Annotated in this window: 16 protein-coding genes; 7 read left to right on the forward strand and 9 right to left on the reverse strand. The window is 73.7% G+C overall.

The window, feature by feature from the left end; translation table 11 throughout:
- Nucleotides 1–1,000: 1,000 nt before the first annotated feature.
- Entirely contained in the window at nucleotides 1,001–1,636 is a 636-nt protein-coding gene (locus DTL70_RS13405; protein ID WP_114022129.1) for a hypothetical protein, read from the reverse strand.
- Between the two features lie 193 nt (nucleotides 1,637–1,829).
- Between DTL70_RS13405 and DTL70_RS13410 the strand changes: the two genes are divergently transcribed.
- A complete protein-coding gene (locus DTL70_RS13410; RefSeq protein WP_245979341.1) occupies nucleotides 1,830–2,294 on the forward strand; it encodes a DUF4913 domain-containing protein in 465 nt (154 codons plus the stop codon).
- Between the two features lie 378 nt (nucleotides 2,295–2,672).
- Here DTL70_RS13410 and DTL70_RS13415 read toward each other — a convergent pair whose 3' ends face one another.
- Together DTL70_RS13415 and DTL70_RS13420 are read right to left on the reverse strand one after the other, a co-directional pair.
- Nucleotides 2,673–3,956, reverse strand: coding sequence for a hypothetical protein (locus DTL70_RS13415; RefSeq protein WP_114022130.1), 1,284 nt, complete (start codon nucleotides 3,954–3,956; stop codon nucleotides 2,673–2,675).
- A 28-nt stretch (nucleotides 3,957–3,984) separates the two neighbouring features.
- Nucleotides 3,985–5,106: a hypothetical protein gene (locus DTL70_RS13420; protein ID WP_147266776.1), complete on the reverse strand. Its 1,122-nt coding sequence runs from the start codon at nucleotides 5,104–5,106 to the stop codon at nucleotides 3,985–3,987.
- A 382-nt stretch (nucleotides 5,107–5,488) separates the two neighbouring features.
- On the opposite strand from DTL70_RS13420, the gene DTL70_RS13425 reads away from it, so the two are divergent.
- Nucleotides 5,489–6,253: a S1 family peptidase gene (locus tag DTL70_RS13425; RefSeq protein WP_114022132.1), complete on the forward strand. Its 765-nt coding sequence runs from the start codon at nucleotides 5,489–5,491 to the stop codon at nucleotides 6,251–6,253.
- Between the two features lie 118 nt (nucleotides 6,254–6,371).
- On the opposite strand, the gene DTL70_RS13430 is transcribed toward DTL70_RS13425, so the two are convergent.
- The 3 genes from DTL70_RS13430 to DTL70_RS13440 form a co-directional block, all read right to left on the reverse strand.
- Nucleotides 6,372–8,714 (reverse strand): ATP-binding cassette domain-containing protein, encoded by a 2,343-nt coding sequence (locus DTL70_RS13430; RefSeq protein ID WP_245979355.1) that lies wholly within the window; start codon nucleotides 8,712–8,714, stop codon nucleotides 6,372–6,374.
- A gap of 143 nt (nucleotides 8,715–8,857) precedes the next feature.
- A complete protein-coding gene (locus DTL70_RS13435) occupies nucleotides 8,858–9,268 on the reverse strand; it encodes a VOC family protein (protein ID WP_114022134.1) in 411 nt (136 codons plus the stop codon).
- Between the two features lie 10 nt (nucleotides 9,269–9,278).
- Nucleotides 9,279–9,653: a helix-turn-helix transcriptional regulator gene (locus DTL70_RS13440; RefSeq protein ID WP_220183616.1), complete on the reverse strand. Its 375-nt coding sequence runs from the start codon at nucleotides 9,651–9,653 to the stop codon at nucleotides 9,279–9,281.
- A 293-nt stretch (nucleotides 9,654–9,946) separates the two neighbouring features.
- On the opposite strand from DTL70_RS13440, the gene DTL70_RS13445 reads away from it, so the two are divergent.
- Complete coding sequence (locus DTL70_RS13445) at nucleotides 9,947–11,323, forward strand: MBL fold metallo-hydrolase (protein WP_114022135.1); 1,377 nt, start codon at nucleotides 9,947–9,949, stop codon at nucleotides 11,321–11,323.
- Between the two features lie 164 nt (nucleotides 11,324–11,487).
- Here DTL70_RS13445 and DTL70_RS13450 read toward each other — a convergent pair whose 3' ends face one another.
- A complete protein-coding gene (locus DTL70_RS13450) occupies nucleotides 11,488–11,769 on the reverse strand; it encodes a metal-sensitive transcriptional regulator (RefSeq protein WP_114022136.1) in 282 nt (93 codons plus the stop codon).
- 87 nt (nucleotides 11,770–11,856) lie between these two features.
- On the opposite strand from DTL70_RS13450, the gene DTL70_RS13455 reads away from it, so the two are divergent.
- From DTL70_RS13455 to DTL70_RS13465, 3 genes are all read left to right on the forward strand, one after another.
- Complete coding sequence (locus tag DTL70_RS13455; RefSeq protein WP_114022137.1) at nucleotides 11,857–12,423, forward strand: rhodanese-like domain-containing protein; 567 nt, start codon at nucleotides 11,857–11,859, stop codon at nucleotides 12,421–12,423.
- A gap of 118 nt (nucleotides 12,424–12,541) precedes the next feature.
- Nucleotides 12,542–13,420 carry a phosphatase PAP2 family protein gene (locus tag DTL70_RS13460; protein WP_114022138.1) on the forward strand — a complete coding sequence of 293 codons (879 nt, stop codon included), beginning with the start codon at nucleotides 12,542–12,544 and terminating at the stop codon, nucleotides 13,418–13,420.
- A 72-nt stretch (nucleotides 13,421–13,492) separates the two neighbouring features.
- On the forward strand, nucleotides 13,493–15,268 hold the full coding sequence (locus tag DTL70_RS13465) for a bifunctional phosphatase PAP2/diacylglycerol kinase family protein (RefSeq protein WP_245979343.1): 1,776 nt from the start codon (nucleotides 13,493–13,495) through the stop codon (nucleotides 15,266–15,268).
- Between the two features lie 31 nt (nucleotides 15,269–15,299).
- On the opposite strand, the gene DTL70_RS13470 is transcribed toward DTL70_RS13465, so the two are convergent.
- Both DTL70_RS13470 and DTL70_RS13475 read right to left on the reverse strand, forming a co-directional pair.
- Nucleotides 15,300–15,773 (reverse strand): hypothetical protein, encoded by a 474-nt coding sequence (locus DTL70_RS13470; RefSeq protein ID WP_114022140.1) that lies wholly within the window; start codon nucleotides 15,771–15,773, stop codon nucleotides 15,300–15,302.
- Between the two features lie 130 nt (nucleotides 15,774–15,903).
- Nucleotides 15,904–16,491, reverse strand: coding sequence for a TetR/AcrR family transcriptional regulator (locus DTL70_RS13475; RefSeq protein WP_114022141.1), 588 nt, complete (start codon nucleotides 16,489–16,491; stop codon nucleotides 15,904–15,906).
- A 152-nt stretch (nucleotides 16,492–16,643) separates the two neighbouring features.
- On the opposite strand from DTL70_RS13475, the gene DTL70_RS13480 reads away from it, so the two are divergent.
- Entirely contained in the window at nucleotides 16,644–18,221 is a 1,578-nt protein-coding gene (locus tag DTL70_RS13480) for a carboxylesterase/lipase family protein (RefSeq protein WP_114022142.1), read from the forward strand.
- The last annotated feature ends 93 nt before the right edge of the window (nucleotides 18,222–18,314 follow it).

Here is an 18,314-nt window from a genome sequence, read left to right on the forward strand (position 1 = left end):
CGCCGCTCGCCCTCGGGAGCCCGGCTTGACTCCCGCCGGGAACGCCGCTCACTTTCGGGAGCCCGGCTTGACTCCCGCCGGGAACGCCGCTCCTCCGGCGCAAGGCTGGAATCCCGCCTGCGCCGCTCGCGCTCCTCCGGCGCACGCCTGCGCAACTCGCTGCCCTCAGAGCCCCGGCCCCGGTCGGATCCGCTGGTGCGTTCCCGCCCAGACATCTCGTAAGAACCGTCGAACGGATCACCGAAACTCGGGCGTTCGAGCTGCGGCGCCGGCTCCGCCGCACGCTCCTCCGCGCGACGCGCGCGCTCGGCCTCCGCCGCACGGGCCTGACTGGCGTTGTAACGAACCCTGGCGTAGTCGCCGGCCATTGCCACGCCTTGCAGCGTGGCACCGGCCGACCTGGTCGCGGGGTCGCGGCCGAACGCGTACATTCCCGCACCGGCGGCCCTTGCGGCACCGAGTGCGGCGGCGAAGATGTTCGGCGGATCGTTGGGGTGAGGCCGCAGCGCCCTGCGACCCTCCAGGAAGACCGTCCGCACTCCGGAGCCGCCAGTGAGAGCGACGCCCCAGTTGTAGGTGGAAGTCCAGCCCTGGTCCGCATCGTCTCGGGCGGTGCCGGTGGCCTGTAGGGCCAGCCCGGCGGGATCCAGGGAGTCGACAGCCGTGTCCACGACGTCGGGCGCCGTGTTGACCATCCACCGCCCCGCCCGTCCCGCACTGTCGAGCGTGGAGGTCAGAAGCTCGGATCCGCGGATTTGGTGCACCATGTTGTACGCGGCGTTGTACCACGTATCCGACTGGTATTCCGCGGGTGGGGGTGAGGGCGATCGGGATTCGCCACGTTCGGGGTCGGGCTCACGACGGCGCCGGCCGCGTCGGTCCGGAGGGGTTGTCATGGTGTGCTCTCCGTCCTCTGCATGAGGTTCACCTCCTTACTACGGCGGTTGGACCCCGGTGGTTCACGGTGCTGGCCGGTGCCGGTGCCGGAGCCGGCACGCTGTCACTTCATCCCTCTGGACTGAGTCTGCTTCTGCGAGGCCGCCGCCTCCCAGTGCCGCTTCGGGGGCCGGCTGCGTGGGGGGTTGCCGTTGGGCTTCGGTCCCGCCGCGCGGGAGATCCGTGCGGCGGCCGAGACGGCGTTCTGGTCGAAACCCGGCGGGCCGGGCCGGCCGGCCACGAGCGCGTCCGTACTCGCCAACGAGGCGCGGCGCGCGTTCGGCTCGCTCTCCAAGCCGCGCTTCGACGTCGCCTCGTCGGTACGGACGGCCGAGGCGGGGCGCCAGCGCTCCGGCGACGTTTCGAAGGCGGACCGCTGGTCTGGCTGGTGCACAGCCTGTTGCGTGTGCCTCTGCTCGGGCGGCCCGGGACGGTGCTCCTCACCGTCGGCGCCGCGCAGCATGACCCGCAGCTCGCGCACGGCGCGGACCATCCGGCTCGCGGCGCCGCTGCGCCGGCGTTCGGTACTGGCCCGCGGCGGGGCGGGGCGGCCCTGCCGTCTGGCCGCCGCCTGGTCCCGTGCGGCCATAGCGCGCGCCCCGTCACGGTCGGCGCTGATCTGCTGGGCCGCGAGCTGGTCGGCCACGGCGAGCTCATGGGCCAGCTCGTAGGGGTCGAGCCGGTCGGTGGGTTCGGACATGGTCGCGTCCTTCGGTCGGGTGCGGCGTGGACAGCGGTACGGCGGAGGCCGCGGCGGCTGGGCGGTGACCGGCGGAGGGCCCGAACAGGGCTGCGTGGCGGCCCTGTGTCCCGGTGTCCCTGCCCGGGGGCGGGGCGGGGCCGGCAGTGAACCGAGCCCCCCGCGCGCACGTGGTGGTGGCGTGGAGACTTCCATGACGACAGCGGCGGGAGAACAGACGATGCTCGAGCCCGAATCCGAGCCCGAAGAGAACTCCGGTACGGAAGAGGGCGCACCGCCGGCCCCCCAGCCCGAGTTCATCCTCTATCTGGGCGGGCACGACTACGAGGACGCGCTCTTCCAACTGGTGGAGTGGACGCACAACGTGCTGCTGCCCGTCTACGGCAGGGAGGTCACCTCCACAGCGCTGTGGTGCTCGCGCTGGTGGGAGCACCCGGAGGCGGTCGCACAGCTCCACGGCCTGTGGCTGGCCTGGGCGGAACTTTCCAACCCGGCGCAGGACATGACGGGCCCGGCCGCGTGGCACCGCGACTTCCTGGGCCCCGTGATGGCCACCCTGCGCGACCCCATGGGGCCCTTCGCCGGATGCAAGCCAGGCAACCACCGGCCGAAGGACGTCCCGCAGATGGAGTCGCCCTTCGTGGCCGCCGACGGCTGAGCGGCCGACCGGTTCGTCAGGGCGGGCGCCGGCTGCTCGGCGCGGCCGGCGCCGGTGATGACCACCTCGCAGGGGGGAGGACCATCGGGCGATCCACCTGACGACCGTGCTTCTCCGGCCTCGCTCATGTGCACCACTTCCTGACGTTCCACTGGTCACAAGAGGCCGTGCCCGGCGACCTCGGCGTATAGCGGTTCCCCCTGCTACGGAGCGGGCCGCGCGGCGGTTCATCTCACCGGACGCCGGGCCTGCTGCCGACCTCGATCAGGCCGAACCATGCCTCGGGTCCGCATCTCGTGTACTCCGCCCAGCGTTTACCGGGCTGAACGTGGGGCCCCACCGCTCCGGCGGTGGAGCCCCACGTCGTTGCGGGGTGTCTCACGTCGTGGGGAGGTTTGGGACGTTGACGTTCACCTCGCCGCAGCCCGCGCGCTTCGCCTCGGTTTTGACGTAGGAGGGGAGCACGGTGAGGGCCAGGGACCTGCGGTCCCGTGCCGTGTCGTCCGTCTCGTCCGCGGGGTTTGGCTCCCAGGCCACGAACGCGGCGCGGCCCCGCTGGCAGTCGGCCGTGTAGACGGCGAGGCCGCCCGCGTGGGCGCCCTTGCCGTCGCCGCCGAGAGGGTCGGCCCGGTCGCCGAGTACGCGGGAGACGACATCCGCCAGCTGCGGGTCAGCGACGGTCGTCAGGCGGATCCTGTTCAGGGCGAAGGGCCGCCCCACGTCGCAGGAGCGGACGCCGCCGGTGACGGGCCCGTCCGGTTTCGTGCCCGGGGTGGTGCGCGCCGCGGACACGTCTTCGCCGCGCGCCCAGCCGGGCAGTTCCACGCCGTGCACGCCGCACAGCCGTTCGTTGTCCAGTGCCTTGACGCTCTTCCCCTCCGGGGGCCCTGGCAGCTTCGGCGGGTCCGGGTACCGGCCCTCGCAGCCGTACCTGTCCATGACCCCGTTCGCCAGCCGGACGACCGCGCGGGACATCGCGTCGAGGCCCCGCCGCGCGTCGACCTCGTTCACGGAGTCGGGGTCGGAGGCGCCCGAGGCGAGCGTGACCACGCGCAACGGCGGTTTCTCACCCGGCTCGTAGGACCGTTCGTGGCAGCTGGTGGGGAGCGCCACCCAGGCGCGCTGGGAGGACGCCATGCCGGTGATCCCGTCGCCCAGCGGTGTCATACGGGAGGAGAGGTACTGCCGCGTCCAGTCCCACGCCTGCGCGCCCTTCAGCTCGCCCAGTGTCCGCACCGAAGCGGTGACCTCGGACTCCAGTTCGTCGGAGCCGAAGCCCTGCATGCTGCATTCCGTGTGCATGCTGTCCTGCGTCGCGCGGCGCAGCGGCAACTCGTCGCTGCGGACGTCCGTGTCGGTGAACAGGGCCTCCGCGACGTCGGGGGAGAGCGCTCCCCAGCACATGTCCCGTGGTGCGAAGGGCAGGTCTCCGGCGCGCCAGCTCATGAAGCCGGTGCCGAGCAAGGCGCCGACCAGCGCGCCGACGACGGCGATGCCGCCCCGGCTGCGGGCGGTCCGGCGCAGGCGGCCCGGGGGGCCGGGTTCGGAAGGCGGTGCGGCGGTCGCGGGGTCGTGGGGGCCGTCGGGGTCCTTGTGGTCCTTGGGACTCTCGTGGTCCTCGGGGGCCTCGTGATCCTCGGGGCCCTCGGAGTTGGTGTTCATGTCGCTCTTTTCCTTGGGTTCTCCCCGGTCATCCGCGCGGCCCCACGGCCGGGCAACCGAGGCGTTCGGCTACGGAGTTGGCGGACCCCGCGAACACACCTGGTGTGTCCGGCGCTGCGGCACGGGCCAGCGGGCCGTCCAGGTGCAGGAAGAAGACGGTGGGGCGGCCCCGGCACTCGGCGGTGACCAGTCCGCCCCCGCCGTCGATCCGGCCCTTGCCCCGCCAGCCGGCGCCCGGAGCCCGCGGCGAGTCCGCGCCCTCCACCCCCGCGAAGAGCGTCACCAGTCTGGGCAGTGACGTCACCACGAACTGCCCGCGTGCGTCGGCTTCCCCGTCCTCGCCGGTCAGTTCGAGGGAACAGGAGTGGAGGCGGTCGTCGGCGGCGCTCGCGTAGCCGGCGAGTTCACCGCGCCGCGGCGCGAGACGCATCCCGGGGACACGGCACGCCGGCCGTCCCCCGGTGTAGGTCTCCTCGCCCGGTGCCGTCCGTACGGGGGCCGTGATCCGTGCGGGCCGCCCCGCGGCGCAGCCCGCCTCGCGCTGGGCCGTCTCGGCCAGGGACAGCAGCAGTTCGGCGGCCTCCCGCTCCGAGTCGAGGTACGACACGTCGCCCTCCGACCGCACGGTGACCACCGTGGGCACGTCCCCGCTGTCGCACTCCTCGGGCAGCACGAGCGTGCCGCGGTCCGGGCCCACGACGCCGGGGAGTCCGTCGGGCAGGGGTGCGGCGCTTCCGTGCAGCGCCTCGGCCAGCCACGTCTGGCGCGCGCGGCCCGTCGAGCGGGGCGGCGGCCCGACGCGGGCCACCAGCCGGTGACCGCCGCTCCCCTCCCCCGCCCGTGGTGTGCGGCCGTGCGGGCTGGTGTCGGGGGACTGCATCTCCTCGGTCCCCGGCACGCCGAACGCCACGACGCAGGTAGCCCGCTCGCCCCGTTCCGGTGAGCCGGACTCCTCGGCGACCCGTGCGAAGTCGTCACCGAGCACGCGCGGGCCGCTGTCCTCGGCCCAGGCGCCCCAGCAGTAGCTCTCGTCGGCGAACACCCCGGACCGCGTCGCCAGCGTCGCACCACCGCCCAGCACAGCGAGCGCCAGCACCAGTACCAGTACCAGCAGCACACGGCGCCGAGGTGTCCGCGTGCTCTGCCCCACGCCGCTCCCCTTCCCCGTCGTCCCGTACCCGTTCTTCGTTGCCGCCCCGGTCCCCCTCCCCGTCCCCGTCCTGTGAGGCCAGGCCTACGCCGCCCCTCCGAGGGAGCGGCGGGCTGCGACGGCGACGGTCCGAGGAGACTACCCACCTTGAACGCGTGTTCGGGCACGTGGGCAGGGCCGAGCCCCGCCGGACGTGGGCGATTTCCTCCCTCGTGGCCACCTCGCCGTGGTCCCGCAGCATGATCCGGCCGCCGTGCCGTACGACCTGCGGGCCAGGTCCGGGTGAGAGGTCAGAGCGATGTGCCGGGAGTACCGGCCGGGCCAAGATCGGCGGTGCCGTGCCCGGTCGGGCACGAGCCACGGACCAGGCACAGGAGGAGAGATGAACAGGCGCGGCAAGGCGGCACTGTGTGCGGCGGCGGTGGCGGGGGCGCTCGGGCTCAGCCTGACGGTCGCGCCGTCGGCGTCGGCCATCATCGGGGGGCACGACTCCACCTCTGAGTACCCGTTCATGGTGAGCGTGCAGAAGGACGGCCACCACTACTGCGGGGCCTCGCTGATCAAGCGGGACTGGATCGTCACCGCGGGGCACTGCTCGGTGAACGTCAAGCCCGGGCAGCTGTCGGTGCGGGTCGGCGACCAGGATCGCAGGAAGGGCGCAGAGGCGAAGGTCACCAAGGTCGTCGCGCACCCGGACTTCTCCTACGAGCCGTTCCGCAACGACGTGGCCGTCATGAAGCTGGACCGCCCCGTGAACGCGAAGCCCATCAAGTTGGCGGCCGAGTCCGCGCCGGCGGGGACCGAAGGGCGGATCCTCGGCTGGGGGATGACGTGCGAGGACGGCAGCGAGTGCCCGGACCCGCCGATCCGGTTGCAGGAGCTGGACACCAAGGTCGTCGCCGACAACCGGTGCGGCGAGAACTACCACCGGGACAACGAGCTGTGCACGGACAGCCCGACCGAGAACGCGCAGGCGTGCATACTCGACTCCGGCGGGCCGCTGATCAAGGGCCGCCCCGGGCACTGGGAACTGCTCGGGGCGACCAGCCGGGACGGCGACGCCGACCCGAAGTGCGCGACGGGGCCCGGTATCTACACCGATCTGACCGCCCACCGCGACTGGATCGAGCGGGCCACCGCGAAGTGACCGGCGACGGCCCCGCCCACCTGCCGCCCCCGCGTCGCGCCTGCCGCTCCGCGTCGCGCCTGCCGCGTCCAGTGGCCCGGGTCCCGCGGTGGGGCAGGCCCCGCGGTGGGGCAGGCGGTCAGCCGCCGACGTAGTCGGCGAGGTGCCGGCCGGTGAGGGTGGAGCGGTCGGCGACGAGGTCGGCGGGGGTGCCCTCGAAGACGACCCGGCCGCCGTCGTGTCCCGCGCCGGGCCCGAGGTCGATGATCCAGTCGGCGTGGGCCATGACCGCCTGGTGGTGCTCGGTGACGATGACCGACTTGCCGGAGTCGACGAGCCGGTCGAGGAGGCCGAGCAGCTGCTGGACGTCGGCGAGGTGGAGGCCCGTGGTCGGCTCGTCGAGGAGGTAGACGCCGCCCTTCTCTCCCATGCGGGTGGCCAGCTTGAGCCGTTGCCGTTCGCCGCCGGACAGGGTGGTGAGCGGCTGGCCGAGGCCGAGGTAGCCGAGGCCGACGTCGGCGAGCCGGTCGAGGACGCGGGTCGCGGCGGGGGTGCGGGCGTCACCGGTGGCGAAGAACGCGGCGGCCTCGGTGACCGGCATCGCGAGCACCTCGCTGATGTCGCGGCCGCCGAGGCGGTGTTCCAGCACGGAGGCGTGGAACCGTTTGCCCTCGCACTCCTCGCAGGTGGTGGCGACGCCGGCCATCATCGCCAGGTCGGTGTAGACGACGCCGGTGCCGTTGCAGTGGGGGCAGGCACCCTCGGAGTTGGAGCTGAAGAGTCCCGGCTTCACGCCGTTGGCCTTGGCGAACGCCTTGCGGATCGGGTCGAGGAGCCCGGTGTAGGTCGCGGGGTTGCTGCGCCGGGAGCCGCGGATGGCGCCCTGGTCGATCGCGACGACACCGGCCTCGGCGGCCTGATCCGTCGTGACCAGCGAGCCGTGGAGGAGCGAGCTCTTGCCGGAGCCCGCGACGCCGGTGACGACGACGAGCACGCCGAGGGGGATGTCGACGTCGACGTCGCGCAGGTTGTGTGTCGTCGCGCCGCGGATCGGCAGCTTTCCGGTGGGCGTCCGCACCGTCTCCTTGAGGGTGGCACGGTCGTCGAGGTGGCGGCCTGTGAGGGTGTCACCGGCCCGCAGCCCCTCGACGGTTCCCTCGAAGCAGACGGTGCCGCCCGCCGTTCCCGCGCCGGGGCCGAGGTCGACGACGTGGTCGGCGATCGCGATGGTCTCCGGCTTGTGCTCGACGACGAGCACCGTGTTGCCCTTGTCCCGCAGCCGCAGCAGCAGGTTGTTCATCCGCTGGATGTCGTGGGGGTGCAGTCCGATGGTGGGTTCGTCGAAGACGTAGGTGACGTCGGTGAGCGAGGAGCCGAGGTGGCGGATCATCTTGACGCGCTGGGCCTCGCCGCCCGACAGCGTCCCCGAGGGGCGGTCGAGTGAGAGGTAGCCGAGGCCGATCTCGACGAACGAGTCGAGCGTCCGGCGCAGCGTGGCCAGCAGCGGCGCCACGGACGGTTCGTCGCGGTCGCGTACCCAGGCCGCCAGGTCGCTGATCTGCATCGCGCAGGCGTCGGCGATGTTGGTGCCGCCGATGCGCGAGGACCTGGCCGCCTCGCTGAGCCGGGTGCCCTCGCACTCGGGGCAGTCGGTGAAGGTGACCGCGCGGTCCACGAACTCCCGGATGTGCGGCTGCATCGCTTCCCGGTCCTTGGACAGGAACGACTTGCGGATCTTGGGGAGCAGCCCCTCGTAGGTGAGGTTGACCCCCTCGACCTTCACCTTGACCGGTTCCCGGTGGAGGAAGTCGTGCATCTCCTTGTCGGTGAACTCGCGGATCGGCTTGTCGGGGTCGAGGAAGCCCGACTCGGCGTACGTCCGCACCGTCCACCAGCTGTCCGACTTCCACCCTGGGATGGTGAACGCCCCCTGGGAGATCGCCTTGGAGTCGTCGAAGAGCTGGGTGAGGTCGATGTCGGTGACGGTTCCGCGGCCCTCGCAGCGGGTGCACATGCCGCCGGTGCGCGAGAAGGTCTGCTTCACCGTCTTCTTGGTGCCGCGCTCGACGGTGATCGCGCCGCTCGCACGGACCGTGGGGACGTTGAAGGCGAACGCGTTGGGCGAGCCGATGTGCGGCTGCCCGAGCCGGCTGAAGAGGATGCGGAGCATCGCGTTGGCGTCGGTGGCGGTGCCGACGGTGGAGCGCGGGTCGGCGCCCATCGGCTGCTGGTCGACGATGATCGCGGTCGTCAGCCCGTCGAGGACGTCGACCTCGGGCCGCGCCGTCGTCGGCATGAAGCCCTGGACGAACGAGCTGTAGGTCTCGTTGATCAGCCGTTGCGACTCGGCGGCGATCGTGTGGAACACCAGTGAGCTCTTGCCGGAGCCGGAGACGCCGGTGAACACCGTCAGCCGGCGCTTCGGGATCTCGATGGTGACGTCCCGCAGGTTGTTCTCCCGCGCGCCGTGCACCCGGATCATTTCGTGGCTGTCGGCGGCGGCCGGGTGCTGCGCGGCCGCGCCCGTGCCCGCGCTCGTATGCGTGGTCGTTTCGGAGGTCTCGCTCATGGTGTCTCCATCGGTGGGCCCGGCCGGAAGCCGCGGTACGGGGGCGGTGGCCGGCCTCAGCGCGTCTCCTGGATGCGGACCATGTTGCCCGCGGGGTCGCGGAAGGCGCAGTCGCGGACGCCGTACGGCTGCTCGGTCGGCTCCTGGACGACCTCCACGTCGCCTGCCTGCACCTTCTCGAACGTGCCGTCGAGGTCCGGGGTGGCCAGCAGGATCCAGCCGTAGGTGCCCTTGGCCATCATCTCCACGATGGTGCGGCGCTCGTCCTCGGTGATGCCGGGGTCGGCGGCCGGCGGGGCCAGGAGGAGGGAGATGCCGGGCTGGCCGACGGGGCCGACGGTGATCCAGCGCATCTTTCCGCTGCCGACATCGGTGCGCACCTCGAAGCCGAGGACGTCGCGGTAGAAGGCCACGGAGGCCTCCGGGTCGTCGTGCGGGAGAACGGTCGTGTGAAGAGTGAGGTCCATGGCCGCAACGCTAGGCGGGGGCGGGGGGCGGCGCTTCTCGATTCCTGACCGGTCTGGTCACCTGTTTCGCCACGCAGGACGGCATCCCGGCCGCCGCGTGCGCCACCTGCTGCCGGTAGACGCTGGGCGGCACGCCGACCAGTTCGGTGAAGCGGGTGCTGAAAGTGCCCAGGGAGGAGCAGCCGACGGCGAAGCAGACCTCCGTGACGCTGAGGTCGCCCCGGCGCAGCAGGGCCATGGCGCGCTCGATGCGCCGCGTCATCAGGTAGGCGTACGGGGACTCGCCGTAGGCGGCCTTGAACTGGCGGCTGAGGTGCCCTGCCGACATGTGCGCGTCGCGCGCGAGCGCCTCGACGTCCAGGGGCTGCGCGTACTCCCTGTCCATCCGGTCGCGGACGCGGCGCAACCGCGCGAGGTCGCCGAGGCGCTGCGCCGCGGGGGGCGCCGCCTGCGGCCGTGGCGCCGCCGGGGTGGGTCTGCTGCTCACGTACGCGAGCGTGCCACGGCGCGCCGCGGTGCGCAGCACTTCGGGCGGGGTCTCCCGCCTTCCCGGCCGACCGCCCCGGAATACCCCCGCCCGTATCCCTGTTACGGTGACCAGAAATACCCCCCGGGGTAAAAGGCCGCCGCGCAGCACAGCGCCGGCCGTCGCATCGCCGTCGTAGGGAGGTACACCCCGTGTTCTTCGTCGACACGCTGGAGTACGAGGGGCTGGGAAACCGCAGCTACCTGGCCGGAGGGCCGGCCGGCGCCGTAGCCGTGGACCCGCCCCGTGACATCGACCGGGTCATCGCCGCCGCGGCGCGCCGCGGCGTGCGCGTCACCCACGTCGCCGAGACACACCTGCACAACGACTACGTGTCCGGCGGACTGGAGCTCGCCCGCGTCACGGGAGCCCACTACCTGGTGCCGGCGGGCGCCGCGGTCTCCTTCGCCCGTGTCGCCGTCGCCGACGGCGACACCGTCACCGTGGACGACGGCGTGGCCCTGCGTGCGGTGGCCACCCCCGGCCACACCCCGCACCACACCTCCTACGTGCTGGAGCAGGAAGGGCAGGCCGTGGCGGTCTTCACCGGAGGGTCGCTGCTGATCGGCACGGTGGGGCGCCCCGACCTGGTCGAGCCCCGGCTGACCGAGCCGCTGGCCCGGGCCCAGCACGCCTCCGCGCACCGGCTGGCCGGCGAGCTGGACGAGGAGGTGCGGGTGCTGCCCACCCACGGGTTCGGCAGCTTCTGCGCCGGTTCCCAGAGCGAGGGGGACACCAGCACCATCGGTGCCGAACGCCGGACGAACGCGGCGCTGACACAGGACGTGGACACCTTCGTCGCCGCGCTGCTCGCCGGGCTGGACGACGTGCCCGCGTACTACACGCACATGAGCCCGGCCAACGCCGCGGGGCCCGCGCCCCTCGACCTCACCCCGCCCCGGCGGGCCGACGCCGACGAGATCGCCGAACGGCTCGCGGCCGGGGAGTGGGTGGTGGACCTGCGCAACCGGGTCGCCTTCGCCGAGGGCCACGTGGCCGGGTCGTTCAACTTCGAAGGCGACGGCAAGCCGGCCACCTATCTGGCGTGGCTGATCCCGTGGGGCAAGCCCGTCACCCTGCTGGCCGACACGCCCGAGCAGGTCGCCGACGCGCAGCGGGAGCTGGCCCGGGTCGGCATCGACAGGCCGGCCGCCGCCGCCACCGGCGCACCGCCCAGCTGGGTACGGGACGGCGACCGCCTCGCCTCCTTCCCCCGTGCCCGCTTCGCCGACCTGGCCGAGGAGCGCGCCCGCGGCGGCGCGCCCGTCGTGCTCGACGTACGGCGGGATGCCGAGCGCGCGGGCGGGCACGTGGAGGGGTCGGTGCACCTCCCCGTCCACCAGTTGCCCGACCGCCTCGGGGAGGTGCCGCACGGTCGGGTGTGGGTGCACTGCGCCGGCGGGATGCGGGCGGCGATCGCCGCCTCGCTGCTGGACGCGGTCGGACGCGAGGTGGTCGCCGTCGACGACGGCTTCGACGCCGCCGCCGAGGCCGGGCTCCCCCTCGTCCGCCCCGGAAGCTCCGCGTGAACGACCCGCACCGGGCCGTTCACGGCCGGGGACCGGGCTCGGCTGAGGCCGGGGGGACCGGACGCCGCTCAGGCCGGGGACCGGACCGTGCAGGCCGGAAACCGCTCAGGCAGGGAACCGGACCGCTCAGGCAGGGAACCGGACCGCTCAGGCCGGGGTCCCGCTCAGGCCAGGGAGAGGAACAGTTTCTCCAGGCGGGCCCGCATCTCGTCCCGGTCGCCCGCAGCCGCGCTGTCCGCGTCCGCGAGGCAGTGCTGGAGGCCGGTGGCGATGATCGCGAACCCGGCCTTGTCCAGCGCTCTGGAGGCGGCCGCCAGCTGCGTGACCACCTCCTCGCAGTCCCGCCCGTCCTCGATCATCTTGATCACTCCGGCGATCTGCCCCTGCGCTCTGCGCAGGCGGTTGACCGCCGTCTTCAGCTCCTCGGCCGCCATCGTCAGTTCCACAACGACTCCCCTCGCCATCACACCGGGCATACCCCTGCGGGTATCCTACCCGCGCGGGACGCCCCGAGACGGAAAGGAAAGATCCGCGTGACCGCCACCACCGCCCTCACCCCTGAGCAGACCCACGCCCGCCTGGACGAGCTGACCGTGATCGATGTCCGCACACCGGGCGAGTACGCGTCCGGGCATCTGCCCGGCGCCCACAACGTTCCCCTCGACCACCTGGACGCCGCCCTCGACGCGCTCACGGCGGCCGCCGCACGCCGCGACCTGCTCGTGGTCTGCGCCTCGGGGAACCGTGCGGCGCAGGCCGTCCGGCGCCTGGCCGAGCACGGCCTCGACGCCGCCACCCTCACCGGCGGTACGGCGGCCTGGAGCCGGCTGGGACACGGCCTCGACCAGCCCGCCGGCGCCCGCACCGCGTGGGCCATGGAACGCCAGGTCCGCCTCGCCGCCGGGTCCCTCGTGCTGGCGGGGCTGCTGACCGGGCGCCGTCTGCCCAGCGCGCGGTGGATATCGGCGGGCGTCGCCGGCGGACTGGTCTTCTCCGCCCTGACCGACACCTGCGGCATGGCCCGGGTCCTGGCCCGCCTCCCCCACAACCGGCCGCACACCGGCGACCTGCGCGCCACCCTCGCCGCCCTGGCCGGCTGACACCTCGCCCGGCCGCGCCCGTGCCACCCGCCCGGCGGCGTCCCGCTCGCACGGAAGGCCGGGCGCCGCTCTACTGAGGTTCCGAGGTGATGGCCCACGCTGCCGAAGGAGCCCACTGATGAGCGGGCGGTCGACTCCGGGATCTCCGCACTCCACACCAGACGGCGCAACCGGCAACGCGACGGGCGACACGACCGACGGCGCAACCGGCAACACGACCGACGGCGCGACCGGCAACGCTACCGGCGACGCCTCCGAGGCGCTCGACCCGCGCGGGCTGCTCCGGCAGCTGGCGCCGGTGACGGTGCCGGTCCCGGCGGGGAGCGAGGTGCGGCGGGCGGGCGGAGACCCCCGGCGGGCGCGCCCGCTCCCCCTGGTGGTCGGCCTGCTCGCCGGCCTGGTGCTGTTCGCCGGGGTGACCTACCTGGCGCTGGGCGTGGGCGCGGGCTTCGTGGACCGGCCGGTGCTCGGCGAGGTGGTGCGGCACCGCCTCGCGGCGCTGGACGGGCCGATCACGGTCGCGACGCACGCGTCGAAGGTGCCCCTGCTCGCCGCCTCCGTGCTGGTGGCGCTGTGGCTGTCCTGGCGGCAGGCGTCGTGGGTGCCGGTGGCGCTGGTCGGTGCCACGGGGGCGCTGGCCGTCGCGGCGGCGACCGTCGTCAAGGAGGTCACCGACAGGAGCATGCCTCCCGCGACACTGTGGGCCGTCCAGGAGGACGGCTTCTGCTACCCGTCGCGGCACACGGTGATCGCCACGGCCGTACTGCTGATCCTGGCGTACGTCCTCACGGCCCGGATCGCCTCCCGTCCGGCGCGGGTCGCGCTGTGGGCGGGCGCGGGGGTGCTGAGTGTGCTGGCCGGGCTCAGCCGCCTCTATCTGGGCGTGCACTGGCCCACCGACGTGGTGGCGGGCCTGGTGTTGGGGGCGTCAGTGCCGCTGGCCGTCGTCACGGTGTACGCGCTGCGCGCCGGGCATCCCCACGCCCGTCGCCCGTGACCGGCGCGCACACGGGCACCAGCGCGTGATTCCCGTCGCTCCGCCGCCTGTGTGGCCCCCGCGGCGCCGGGCATGAGAGATCCTGCCGAGGCAGGACCCGCCGAGGCGGCATGCCCGCGCCGTACGGCGGACACCCGCGACGGCGCACACGACGGAGAAGAGGGGGCACCGATGGAGAAGCACCGGCGGCCATGGCCCGCCCGAGCCCTGGTGGGCCGGGTCCTGGACCCACGTACCGCATCCCAGCGGGGCACGGGTGCCGGCGGCGGCCCGGTGGCCGCGGGCGCCGAAGGGGTACGGGCCGCCGTCCGCAACCGGCTCAGCGCCTGGGACCGCTCCCTCTTCCGCCACGTCGCCGTCACCGACTGGCCGCGCGCGGAAGGCGTGCTGCCCCGGCTGAGCCGCGCCGCCGACCACAGCAAACTGTGGACGGGCGCAGCCGCGGCGATCGCGCTGTCGGGCGCGGGCGGGCCCCGTGCCCGGCGCGGGGCGCTGCGCGGGCTGGCGTCGGTGGCGGTGACCTCGGCCGTGGTCAACACCCTCGGCAAGGGTGCCTTCGGGCGCAGCCGCCCGGTGCTGGACGACGTCCCGGTGATACGGCGGCTCAAGCGGCTGCCGACCAGCACCTCCTTCCCGTCGGGACACGCGGCCTCGGCCGCCGCGTTCGCGACCGGGGTGGCGCTGGAGTCGCGCGGCTGGGGCGCGGCGGTCGCCCCCGTGGCGGCCTCGGTGGCGTTCTCCCGCGTCTACACCGGCGTCCACTATCCGAGCGACGTGCTGGTGGGCGCCACGCTGGGCGTGGCCGCCGCCTTCGGGGTGCGCGCCGTCCTGGACGCGCGGCGCCGGGTTCCGCCGGCCCAGCCGCTGGTCGAGGCGCCGACGCTGCCCGAGGGGAGGGGGCTGTCGGTGGTGGCCAATCCGGGTTCGGGTTCCGCGGCCTTCGTCGACGAGGTCGCCGAGGCGCTGCCCGCCGCGCGGGTGACGCGCTGGGACCCGGACGCGTGCGCGCTGCCCGAGCTGCTGTCGAAGGAGGCGCAGCGCGCCGCCGAAGAGGGCGGCGCGCTGGGCGTCTTCGGCGGTGACGGCACCGTCAACGCCGCCGCACGCGCCGCGCTCCAGCACGGCGTCCCCCTCGCGGTGCTGCCCGGCGGCACCCACAACCACCTGGCCCTCGATCTGGGCATCGGCACCTGCGCCGACCTGGCGAGCGCCGTGTCCGAAGGGCACGCCATCGCCGTCGACATGGCCCGCTTCGCGCCGCCGCGCGGTGCGGTCGGCCACGGCGGGAACGCGGGGGAGCCCGGCGGCGACGCGGGAGACCCCGGCTACTTCGTGAACACCTTCAGCCTGGGCGCGTACGGCGACCTGGTGGAGGTCCGCGACCACTGGCGGCAGCGGATCGGCCCGTGGGCGGCCGGACTGGTCGCCGCGGTGCACGTGCTGCGGCACTCGCGTCCGTTCGAGGCGCGCGTGAACGGGCGTACGCGCTCGCTGTGGCTGCTGTTCGTCGGCAACTGCTCGTACCACACCGTCGGCGGCGGCCCCGGTGGTGCGCGGCGCTTCAACCTCGCCGACGGCATGCTCGACATCCACCTGGTCAAGGCGGGGCGCTGGGCCCGTACCCGCCTGGTGGCCTCCGCGCTGACGGGCGTGCTCCACCGCTCCCCCGTGCACGCGGCCGCGCGCGGACGCCGCCTGCACCTGGCCGGTGTCCCCGAGGGCACGCTGTGCTCGTACGACGGTGAGACGGCGCCCTCCCCCTCGGCGCTGCTCGTCGACAAGCCCGCCACCCCCCTGACCGTCTACCGGCCGCTGCCGGCCTGGCTGAGCGGCACACCGCTGTCCTGACCGCCGCGCCGTCCCCTCCCGCGCGGCTCCGTCACGCCCGCGCGGGAGGCGCCGTCATCTCGTAGACCGCCGCTGTGACCATCCCGTACGTCAGGTGGGGTACGAGGTCGGCGAGCCAGTCGGCGGCCTGCCAGGTCCGCGGGTCCGACACCTTCAACGTGGCCATCGGCACGTCGGAGCCCGCCATCGCCGCCACCCCCGTCACCAGGCCGGCCACCGGCACGGCGGGCCGCCAGGGGAGGGCGCGGGCCGCACCGTAGAGCGCTCCGACCCCGACGCCCGTGACCATGCCGAGTACGGCCCCCAAACCCGACACCCGGTTGCGCCGGGTCTCCCCCTGACCGGGCACGGGCACGTGGGTCAGGTCGCTGGCCTCGTCCACCAGCTGCTCGGGCGCCGAGCTGCCGCCCCGGCCGCGCAGCACCATGTCCAGGTAGGTGACGGCGTTGAGCGCCGTGGTACCGGCGGCACCCGCCGCGGCCCCGGCCAGAGTGTGACGCATCATGCCCGGCGCGGTTCCCAGCCCCGCACCTCGGAAACCCCGCCGCTCCGCACGCCGGAAGTCCCGCACCCGGGTGCGGGACTTCCGGGAACGTCCCGTTGGCTGGAAACCCCGCACCCGAGGCCCGCCCGCGTCAGGAAGGCGACGCGGAGTCCGCCAGCCGCCCGAGCGCCCCCAGCCCTTCCAGCACCTCGTCCGCCGTGGGCGCGTGCGCCGGGTCGCTGAGGCTCTGGATCATCACCCCCGTCATCAGCGCCGTCTGCATCATGCCGAGCGTGCGGGCGGAGCGGTCGGAGACGGCGTCCTCCGGCTCGCTGCCCAGGATCGCGGCCATCCCCCGCCATCCCTCGGCCACGCCGCCGCTCAGCCGGGCGCTCAGCTCGGGCTGCCGCTGGGCCTGCAAGAACAGCTCCACGGTAGCGAGCCACAGGTCCGGATGGTCGCGGAACTGCGTGAGGAGCCCTTCCCACATGCGCCGGAAACCGGTGCCCGCGTCGTCACCGGATCCGGGCGCCAGCGCGCGGCCGAGGCTGTCCCCCCACTCGTCCAGCAGTTCGAACAGTGCTTGGGTCAGCAGCGCTTCACGGGAGCCGTAGTGGTAGCCGATCGCGGCGGTGCTCACACCGGCCGCCGTGGCGATGTCGCGGACGCTGGTGCGGTCGTAGCCCTTCTCCCGCAGACACCGCTTGGCGCCGGCGAGGAGGTCGTCGCGGTTTCCCATGCGCGGCACCCTACCAGCCACTTGCACGACCGAGTGAGGCGTTCGTGTCATGCATTCGCCTTACGCGAACGACTCACACAGACGTTTTGCGCGATCGCGCAAATCACGGCTATGGTCCTGCCCACCGACTCGACCGATCACGGGGAGACCCCATGAACAGAACAGTCCTGGCAGGCCTCGGCCTCGCGCTGCTGACGGCATTGGCGACGCCCGCGCAGGCCACTGCCGCCACCCCGGCCTCCGACGGCACGGCCCGGGCCACCCCGCGCTCCGACGCGGCGGTCGTGACCACGGCCGCCGGCGCCGTGCGCGGCACGGTCGGCCCCCGTGTCCGGTGCTTCCAGGGCATCCCGTACGCCACCGCGGCCCGCTTCGCCGCACCCCGCCCCGCCGACCCGTGGAACGGCGTACGGGACGCCACCCGGCCGGGCAAGGTGTGCGCGCAGCCCGCCGGGCCCCCCATCGGCAAGCCCAGCACCGACGAGGACTGCCTCAACCTCAACGTCACCACCCCGCGCGGCAAAAGCGGGAAACGACCGGTGATCGTGTGGGTGCACGGCGGCAGCATGACGGTCGGGATGGGCGACCTGTACGGCCCCGACCGGCTCACGGCCGACGGCGCGGTCGTCGTGTCGATGAACTACCGGCTCGGCGCCACCTCCTTCCTCACCCACCCCTCACTGAAGGAGTCCGGCGGCCTGGCACTGGACGACCAACGCGCCGCACTGCGCTGGGTGAACCGGAACATCGAGGCCTTCGGCGGCGACCCGTCCAACGTGACGCTCATGGGCCAGTCCGGCGGCGGCTTCTCCGTCTGCGGACACCTCGCCTCCCCCGCGTCCGCGGGCCTCTTCCACCGGGCGATCATCCAGAGCGCGCCGTGCGGCACCCCCGGCAACGCCTCCCACACACGAACCCAGGCCCGGGAGGAGAGCCGGAAGGTCATCAAGAAGACGCGCTGCGCCACCGCGTCCGACGTGGGCGACTGCCTGCGCAAGCTCCCGATCGAGGACCTGCTGAAGGCCTACGGCTCCGACCGCGAACCGCGCCCCGTCAGCGGCACCCGCACCCTGCCGCTGCCCGTCGACCGAGCGTTGCGCACCGGCCGGTTCAACCGCGTCCCCGTCCTCATCGGCGTCAACCACGACGAGGAGAACGGCATGGTCCTCGGCCAGGAGCTGGCGACCGGAACCCCCATGAAGGCCGACGCCTACAAGCCGGCCGTCGAGGAGGAGTACGGCAAACGGGCACGAGCCGTCCTGCGGCGCTACCCGCTGGGCGCCTCGGCGGGCCGGACGTGGGCGAAGGTGAAGACCGACGCGGTCTGGGCGGCACCGACCCTGGACACCGCACGCGCGCTGTCCCGCTGGACCCCCACCCGGATGTACGAGTTCGCCGCACAGGACACCCCCTGGTACGCGAACACCGAGACGCTCAGCTTCCCGGCCGCGGCCCAGCACATGGCGGAACTTCCCTACCTGTTCGACCTGGACCTGTTCGAGGAACTGACGCCCGAGCAGGCGGCCCTGGGACAGCGGATGATCGGAGCCTGGACGCGCTTCGCCGCCACCGGCGACCCGAACGGCGGCGGCGAGACGGCGTGGCCGCGCCTGAACGACAGCCGAGGCCGGGCCGGCCGGCACGTGCAGTCCCTGACCGACGGCCCCTGGAAGCGCGCCGACTTCGCCGAAGAGCACCACTACCGCTTCTGGTCCTCGCACAAGGGCTGACGCTCCGCCCCGGCCCGCGGGCACCGCACACACATCGGCCCCGGAGCGCACGGTCACTTCCCGTGCGCACCGGGGCCGAACCCCCTGTTCCCC

The sequence above is a fragment of the Streptomyces diacarni genome (genome assembly GCF_003323715.1).
GTDB lineage: Bacteria > Actinomycetota > Actinomycetes > Streptomycetales > Streptomycetaceae > Streptomyces > Streptomyces diacarni.

Excerpts from the sequence above, each read along its gene's own strand:
- DTL70_RS13405 (WP_114022129.1), bottom strand. The coding sequence starts at position 1,636 with ATGTCCGAACCCACCGACCGGCTCGACCCCTACGAGCTGGCCCATGAG.
- DTL70_RS13410 (WP_245979341.1), top strand. The coding sequence starts at position 1,830 with ATGACGACAGCGGCGGGAGAACAGACGATGCTCGAGCCCGAATCCGAG.
- DTL70_RS13435 (WP_114022134.1), bottom strand. The coding sequence starts at position 9,268 with ATGGACCTCACTCTTCACACGACCGTTCTCCCGCACGACGACCCGGAG.
- DTL70_RS13460 (WP_114022138.1), top strand. The coding sequence starts at position 12,542 with ATGAGCGGGCGGTCGACTCCGGGATCTCCGCACTCCACACCAGACGGC.
- DTL70_RS13425 (WP_114022132.1), top strand. The coding sequence starts at position 5,489 with ATGAACAGGCGCGGCAAGGCGGCACTGTGTGCGGCGGCGGTGGCGGGG.
- DTL70_RS13440 (WP_220183616.1), bottom strand. The coding sequence starts at position 9,653 with ATGGACAGGGAGTACGCGCAGCCCCTGGACGTCGAGGCGCTCGCGCGC.
- DTL70_RS13465 (WP_245979343.1), top strand. The coding sequence starts at position 13,493 with ATGAGAGATCCTGCCGAGGCAGGACCCGCCGAGGCGGCATGCCCGCGC.
- DTL70_RS13480 (WP_114022142.1), top strand. The coding sequence starts at position 16,644 with ATGAACAGAACAGTCCTGGCAGGCCTCGGCCTCGCGCTGCTGACGGCA.
- DTL70_RS13475 (WP_114022141.1), bottom strand. The coding sequence starts at position 16,491 with ATGGGAAACCGCGACGACCTCCTCGCCGGCGCCAAGCGGTGTCTGCGG.
- DTL70_RS13430 (WP_245979355.1), bottom strand. The coding sequence starts at position 8,714 with ATGATCCGGGTGCACGGCGCGCGGGAGAACAACCTGCGGGACGTCACC.
- DTL70_RS13415 (WP_114022130.1), bottom strand. The coding sequence starts at position 3,956 with ATGAACACCAACTCCGAGGGCCCCGAGGATCACGAGGCCCCCGAGGAC.
- DTL70_RS13470 (WP_114022140.1), bottom strand. The coding sequence starts at position 15,773 with ATGATGCGTCACACTCTGGCCGGGGCCGCGGCGGGTGCCGCCGGTACC.